General features: G+C 70.8%; 8 protein-coding genes and 1 pseudogene. 8 read left to right on the top strand and 1 reads right to left on the bottom strand.

The genetic code is table 11. The features are described from left to right. Nucleotides 1-17: 17 nt before the first annotated feature. The 4 genes and pseudogenes from ACF09E_RS34960 to ACF09E_RS34945 form a co-directional block, all read left to right on the top strand. Nucleotides 18-398: pseudogene (locus ACF09E_RS34960) on the top strand (hypothetical protein); the annotation flags it as partial. Between the two features lie 371 nt (nt 399-769). Beyond that, on the top strand, nt 770-2,011 hold the full coding sequence (locus tag ACF09E_RS34955) for an AAA family ATPase (protein ID WP_392210264.1): 1,242 nt from the start codon (nt 770-772) through the stop codon (nt 2,009-2,011). Between the two features lie 192 nt (nt 2,012-2,203). Continuing rightward, nucleotides 2,204-2,680 carry a hypothetical protein gene (locus tag ACF09E_RS34950; RefSeq protein WP_392210262.1) on the top strand — a complete coding sequence of 159 codons (477 nt, stop codon included), beginning with the start codon at nt 2,204-2,206 and terminating at the stop codon, nt 2,678-2,680. 44 nt (nt 2,681-2,724) lie between these two features. Then, complete coding sequence (locus ACF09E_RS34945) at nt 2,725-2,907, top strand: hypothetical protein (RefSeq protein ID WP_392210260.1); 183 nt, start codon at nt 2,725-2,727, stop codon at nt 2,905-2,907. 37 nt (nt 2,908-2,944) lie between these two features. Here ACF09E_RS34945 and ACF09E_RS34940 read toward each other — a convergent pair whose 3' ends face one another. Beyond that, the gene (locus ACF09E_RS34940) at nt 2,945-3,295 is read right to left on the bottom strand and encodes a hypothetical protein (protein WP_392210258.1); all 351 of its coding nucleotides are present in this window, start codon (nt 3,293-3,295) and stop codon (nt 2,945-2,947) included. A 188-nt stretch (nt 3,296-3,483) separates the two neighbouring features. Here ACF09E_RS34940 and ACF09E_RS34935 point away from each other — a divergent pair, with 188 nt between their 5' ends. The 4 genes from ACF09E_RS34935 (at nt 3,484) to ACF09E_RS34920 (ending at nt 5,976) form a co-directional block, all read left to right on the top strand. Further along, a complete protein-coding gene (locus ACF09E_RS34935) occupies nt 3,484-3,885 on the top strand; it encodes a hypothetical protein (RefSeq protein ID WP_392210256.1) in 402 nt (133 codons plus the stop codon). After that, nucleotides 3,885-4,301 carry a hypothetical protein gene (locus ACF09E_RS34930; RefSeq protein ID WP_392210254.1) on the top strand — a complete coding sequence of 139 codons (417 nt, stop codon included), beginning with the start codon at nt 3,885-3,887 and terminating at the stop codon, nt 4,299-4,301. Before ACF09E_RS34935 ends, ACF09E_RS34930 begins: the two co-directional genes overlap by 1 nt. Before the next feature lie 311 nt (nt 4,302-4,612). Beyond that, the gene (locus ACF09E_RS34925; protein WP_392210252.1) at nt 4,613-4,924 is read left to right on the top strand and encodes a hypothetical protein; all 312 of its coding nucleotides are present in this window, start codon (nt 4,613-4,615) and stop codon (nt 4,922-4,924) included. Then, complete coding sequence (locus ACF09E_RS34920; RefSeq protein WP_392210251.1) at nt 4,921-5,976, top strand: zeta toxin family protein; 1,056 nt, start codon at nt 4,921-4,923, stop codon at nt 5,974-5,976. Before ACF09E_RS34925 ends, ACF09E_RS34920 begins: the two co-directional genes overlap by 4 nt. The last annotated feature ends 24 nt before the right edge of the window (nt 5,977-6,000 follow it).

Raw genomic sequence — 6,000 nt, 5'->3', positions numbered from 1 at the left:
AGCGAGGAGAAGCGCTGATGCCCGACTCCCAGTTACTCACTCCCGAACAGCGCCTCGTCTCCGCGAAGCGAGACCTCGGCCTGCCGATCGTCGTCGTCATCTGCGGCTCCACCCGGTTCATGGGGGAGATGGCCGAGGCGGACTTCCGGGAGACCGTCGCCGTCCGGGCCGTCGTCCGTCCGGGCTTCGACATGCAGCAGCCGAATCCCCTGTGGGCCGATCCGGCCGAGGCGAAGGCGCTCAAGGCCCGCCTCGACGACCTGCACCGAGCGAAGATCCGGCTCGCCGACGAGGTCCTGATCGTCGGCGACTACATCGGTGACTCCACCCGCTCGGAGATCGACTACGCCCGGGCCACGGGCAAGCCGATCCGGTACACCCACCCCGAGGTCAACCCCTACGACGACGCCCTGCCGGTGGTGAACTGCGAGATCCACCTGACCTCCGGCGACTCCCGCACCGTCGAGTGCGTCGAGCCGGTGCCCGGACTCCACGTCTTCGAGATGCCCGCGGACCTCCTGGAGGACGGCGACGGCGCCGCCAACCCCTGGCGGCTGTCCCACTGCTCCGGCCGGGGCCTCGCGGCCTTCCCCACCCAGGACGACGCACTGCGCGGCGTCCGCGAGATCGCCGACCTGAACGACTGGACCCGCACTCCCAAGAAGCTCAGCACCGGCCCGGACTTCGACCTCGATGAGTACCTCGACCGCCTCCTGCACCGGACGAACGGCCTGCTCATCCCCCAGAGCAGCAAGTAGAGGAAGGACCCATGGAGAACAACGCGCTCACCATCCCTGCCGGCACGCTCTACGTCGCCATCGGCCCCGCCGCGTCGGGCAAGTCCACTGCGGCCGCCGACTTCCCGGTGGACGTAGTGGTGTGCCTGGACGAGCTGCGCCGCGAGATCAGCGGGGGCAACCCGGGCGACCAGACGGTGACCCCGGCCGCCGTGGCCCGCCAGAACACCCTCCTCGACGAGCATCTGGCCGCCGGCCGCTCGGTGCTGGTCGACTCCACCAACGTGGAACCGCACGTCCGCGCCGGACTGCTGGAACTGGCCCAGAGGCACGGACGCGAGACCGCAGCCCTCCGCTTCCTCACCGACCTCGACACCTGCCTGGAGCGCAACGCCCAGCGCGCGCCGGAGCGGCGGGTCCCCGACGATGTCCTGCGCTGGCAGCACTCCCTGTCGCAGGACGCCACCCCGGAGACACTCGCCGAGGAGGGCTTCACGTACGTCCTCGCCAAGACCGCCGCCGCGCTCCCCGAGATCCGCTTCATCGTCATCACCTCCCCGGACCGGCGCCACGCCTTCTACTGGGCGACCCCGGCCGAGCGCTTCGACCAGATGCTCACCCTCTGGAACCGCGAGGAGGACATCACCGCCGAGCCGTTCGAGTTCACGGACCCCCTGCTTGTCGCTGAGACGCGGGCTTGGATCGCCGACACGCAGCGCGACACCGGCAGCCCCGCGAACGTGATGGTCGGGTCGGTCGAGAACGGTCAGTGGGTCAACTGGAACCTCGACGTCCCGCGCCCGCCCGTTCCCGCAGCGGGAGAAGCCACCATGTCCAGGGACGACGCCCTCGCCCCCGAGCGGATCGCGGATGCCGTCGCCGTACTGCGCAAGGCGCAGGAGGGCGACCAGAAGGCGCATGAGGACCTCGGCGCCTACTTCCCGGGGTACGAGAGCCTGGTCATGCAGACCGACTACCTCCTCTACCTCGACCTCGCCGCCCGCGCCGGTCTGGAGGCCACGCACCTCCTGATCCTGCGCATCGACTCCGACACGTGGGGGGCGTCGGTGGACACCTGCACCTCCGACCTCGGGATGCCGCTCGCGTCCGTGAATCTCGGGGACTACCCCAGCAGGACCGAGGCGGTCCGGGAGACGGTGAGGGCCGCGACAGAGAACGGGTGGATGCTCGCCCCCGAGCAGGAGTGGGCCGACTTCGACTGCGGCGGCGGGGAGATCCACATCCCGATCTACCCGCGGCCGGTCTCCGGATGAGTCCGGTGACCGACGCACCGCGCCTGGACCGGGCGGAGACGTACGCAGAGACCACTCACCGGATCTACGGCGACCGGAGGGCCGCCCCGCCGGCGCGGGAGCTCCTGCTCGCCGCGGCGTACGCACGGTTTATCTGGCCACATTGATCAACCTTGGGCCGGGACTCTCCCGGCCCACACGAGAAGGAGATCCATGGGTACCTACGAGAACGACCTCGCGGCGGCGAAGCGCAGCCGCACGGCGTGGGGCTGCACGTGCGGGGCCGACAACCCGCCGTCGTACGACGCCTGTCACGACTGCCAGCGCCCGTCGTGGACCTGCGCGGCCTGCGGCACCGTCCACCCCTCCGCCCGCAGCCGCTGCGAGCGGTGCGACAGCACGATGCCCGCCGAGTCGTTGGGCGACCGCGAGGAGGGCTTCGAGATGACCTACGAGGAGTGGATCGCCACCCAGGTCGGCCCCCGCGTCGTCGGCGGCCGGTACGACCACGGCGACTCCGAGAGCACCTACGAGGTCCTCGCGATCGAGCACGGCCCGCGCCCGCTCGGTGTCTGGCCCGTCTGGGACATCACCGTCCGGTACGAGAGCGACGGCCGGGAGCGGACGCACTGCACCGGATGGGACCCCCGCCGCGACACCGTGGCGACGCCGCCGGCGGTCTCCGAGTGAGTCCGGCGATGGACGCACCGCGCCCGGACCGGGCGGAGGAATGGATGGACGTCTTCGACGCCGCGCAGTCCTACCTCGTCTGGCTCGGCCTCGTCGGCTTGGCCCTGCTCATTGGTGTCCGCGCTACCGCATGGGCAGCGCACCTGAGCGCCCGCCAACCCCCGCCCTCGGCTGCACCCGACGCCCTCGACGTCCCGAGCGGGATCGAGCGCCACGACGACCGATGACGCTCGGGAGGCTCACGAGACCTGTCCTAACGGCCATTCACCCCCGCTGTCGGCCGCCGGTGTCGCGAGCCCGGCCGGACAACCACAACATGAACAGCACCACGGCAACAACCGCCTCGGCGCCCGCCAGCGCCAGAACGATAGGACGCGCAGACTCTCCCGCCGGCCACGCCAGGAGAAGACCGATGACTGAGCCCGTCAGCCACCCGACCCAGTAGGCATAGGGGCGCCGCTCAGCAGTCCGCCGGTAGACCGCCATGGCCCCGAAGACCAGCCCGGCGGGCACGAACATGAACAACGAGAGGTCGGAGGCGACGGCAAGCGCCACGCACACCCCGGCCCCAACGAGGAGCCCCCCGGAGGTCCGGCGGTCCTGCTCGACGGTCATCCCACTCCCCTTCCGCTCGAGACAGCTTCCCATGGGGCTGAGCTCGCAACACAACCAGCGCACAGCGCAGGCCACCCTCGGCACAGATTATCTGGCCACATAGACCAAGCACGACGTACGGGGCGTCACCCCATGCCTGGACAGCCGGGTGACGCCCCACACCACCGCGAACACGGAGGCACACAGACATGACCACGCCCACCCCGGGCGGCGCAACCCGCCGCAGCCGCCACCTGGTGACCAGCCACGGAGCCGACTTCTTCGGCCAGGACCGCTACCCGATCCCGCTCGTCACCGCCCTAGCCGACTATGTCCGCAGCGTTGTCCCGAGCGCTCAGCTCTCTGCCCTCGCCGGGCCCCTGGCTGCTCTGACCGAGCTGGACCAGGCCGTGACCGACAAGGTAACCGCCTTCCCGCCGGCCACCGCGTCGGCCCTCGCGGACGCCCTGCTCCGGGTCTCCCGCCTGCGCAGCGTGAAGCCGGGCACCTCGGCGACGGCCCGGCTCCTGGCCAACTCCGGAGCCCTCGCCGCCTCCAGCGGGGAGCCGTGGCAGTGGCACATCGAGTACACCGCGGGCGGTGAGCACTGATGGCCCTCATCCGCATCACCTCCCACGGCGTCGGCCACCAGGACGCCCCTCAGGCAGCTTCCACGACCGTCGTCGTCATCGACACCACGGGGCTGCGCAACCCGCCCGACGACCTGGCTGTCCGCGCCGTCCTCACCCAGCGGACCGGGCTCGACCCGGATGTCGCCGCGTACGTCATGGACACCCCCGGCGCACGCGACCTCGTCCTGCGCTACCGGCGGGAGATCGAGAACCTGGCCGCCACATGCAACCGGGTCGACGTCTTCGTGCACGGCTACGGCGGACGGCACCGGTCGGTCGCCATCGCCGAGCGGCTCGGCACCGAGCTGTCCGTGCTCGACCACTACGTTCAGATCGACCACCGGCACATCAGCCGCCCCGTCCTGCCGTCACGGCGCGCCCCGATGGGCAGGTGACCCCATGGCCATCTGGAAGTGCCGCGACTGCGACACCAACAACGACTCTCGCGACATCACCTGCAAGGTCTGCACCCGGCCGCGCCCCTCTCGGGTCCGCAAGAACCTCCGCCGCCCCGACTGACGACCCTGCCTGCACAAGCGGGTGGCCCGGGCAGGGCCACCCGCCCCTGGCCCGGGCGGCATCGCGCAACACATCAACACCGGGGAGCAGGTGGTTCATGAACACCCATCCTGCCCCTGAGAAAGAACTGTCCCCGGGCACAGGCCGTCTACCACAATGATCACCACCACCTTCGAGGAGGCATCCCATGACCACACCCGGCAACGGAATCTCCATCACGCACGCGTTGGAGCCGTACGACTGGTCCAACGAGGAGACGGCCGCGTACGAGGCGGCGATCGAGGCGGTGAACGGCGCGGTCGGCGCCTACAGCGCCCGCATCGCCACCGAGGAGGCCAAGCCCCACCCCGACCAGCAGGTCATCCTGGACGCCCGCACGGCACAGTCCCGGCTCGCCCGCGAGCGCGAGCAGCTGCGCTCCAGCGACCGGGACCAGATCGCCGCCGCCCGGCAGCGCTACGCGCAGCTCGCCCGCGACGTCCGGGAAGGTGCCGCGTGATCGACCCGGCCGAAGTCGAGCGCCACCGGTTACCGGAGGCGGAGAACCAGCGGATCTTCCGCGAGCGGATCGTCCCCGACCTCCTGGAAGGACGCTCGCCGCAGACGACGCCCACCGTGGTCTTCCTCGTCGGCCAGCCCGGCGCCGGCAAGAGCCGAGTGACCGAGATGGTCGCCGCCGCTCTCAACCGGCATGGCGGATTCGCCGACATCGACAGCGATCTCTACAAGCCCTACCACCCCGCCTACGACGACCTGATGGCGCAGGACGACACCCTCATGGCCGCCTACACCCGGGCCGACGGACGGGCGTGGATGGCGCAGGCGGAAGAGTACGTACGCGCCCACGGCCTGCACGCGATCATCCAGGAGACCTCGCAGAACGCGCAGGCCGTGGAGGACAAGATGCGGGCCTACCGGCAGTCAGGCGCGCGCATCGAAAGCCTGTTCATGGGCGTGGCGAAGGCCCTGAGTGACCAGGGCATCGTGAACCGGTACGTGGAGCAACTCGCCGACCGGGGACAGGGACGCCTCACCGTCCAGGCCAACGCCGACGAGTCCTTCGACGGCATCCTCGACCTCGCCGACCGTGTCGACCGGGGCGCCCTGGCCGACCTGGCAGGTGTCTACCGCCGCGGCGAGAACAAGCCCCGCTACGCCAACAGCCTGGACGGCTCCGGGCAGTGGACCGCTCCGCCAGCCCTGCGCGCTGGAGTCGAGACCGAACGCGTCCGCCCGCTCGCGGCTGCGGAGAGCAGGGACTTCGTCGACACCCAGCTGCGGCTGCGCGAAGCCACGCGCGGGCTCGGTCCCGAGTGGCCTGAGCGGCTGGCCCGGATCGAGCGGAGTGCCATCCCTCTCTTGGCGCCCGCTGACGTCCAGCGCCTCGCGTCGCCGGCGCGACCCTCCGCTGCCGCCGCGCGATCCCGCAGCAGCACCACCCGAAAGCCGGGCCAGCCGAAGAGCGGTCCGGCACAGGATTCCGGTGCCCGGCCCCTGCCCCATCATCACCGGCCGGACGGACCCGAGAACGGCCGCGGGCGAACCCGGTAACTCTGCTAGTCCGGACCAAGACCG

The sequence above is a fragment of the Streptomyces sp. NPDC014891 genome (assembly GCF_043081085.1).
Lineage (GTDB): Bacteria > Actinomycetota > Actinomycetes > Streptomycetales > Streptomycetaceae > Streptomyces.
The sequence above is the reverse complement of the archived record's forward strand: the minus strand, read 5'-3'. Positions and strand labels throughout refer to the sequence as shown.

Bases quoted from the DNA above. Each gene is read 5' to 3' on its own strand.
- ACF09E_RS34955 (WP_392210264.1), top strand. From the start codon at position 770: ATGGAGAACAACGCGCTCACCATCCCTGCCGGCACGCTCTACGTCGCC.
- ACF09E_RS34950 (WP_392210262.1), top strand. From the start codon at position 2,204: ATGGGTACCTACGAGAACGACCTCGCGGCGGCGAAGCGCAGCCGCACG.
- ACF09E_RS34925 (WP_392210252.1), top strand. From the start codon at position 4,613: ATGACCACACCCGGCAACGGAATCTCCATCACGCACGCGTTGGAGCCG.
- ACF09E_RS34945 (WP_392210260.1), top strand. From the start codon at position 2,725: ATGGACGTCTTCGACGCCGCGCAGTCCTACCTCGTCTGGCTCGGCCTC.
- ACF09E_RS34935 (WP_392210256.1), top strand. From the start codon at position 3,484: ATGACCACGCCCACCCCGGGCGGCGCAACCCGCCGCAGCCGCCACCTG.
- ACF09E_RS34940 (WP_392210258.1), bottom strand. From the start codon at position 3,295: ATGACCGTCGAGCAGGACCGCCGGACCTCCGGGGGGCTCCTCGTTGGG.
- ACF09E_RS34930 (WP_392210254.1), top strand. From the start codon at position 3,885: ATGGCCCTCATCCGCATCACCTCCCACGGCGTCGGCCACCAGGACGCC.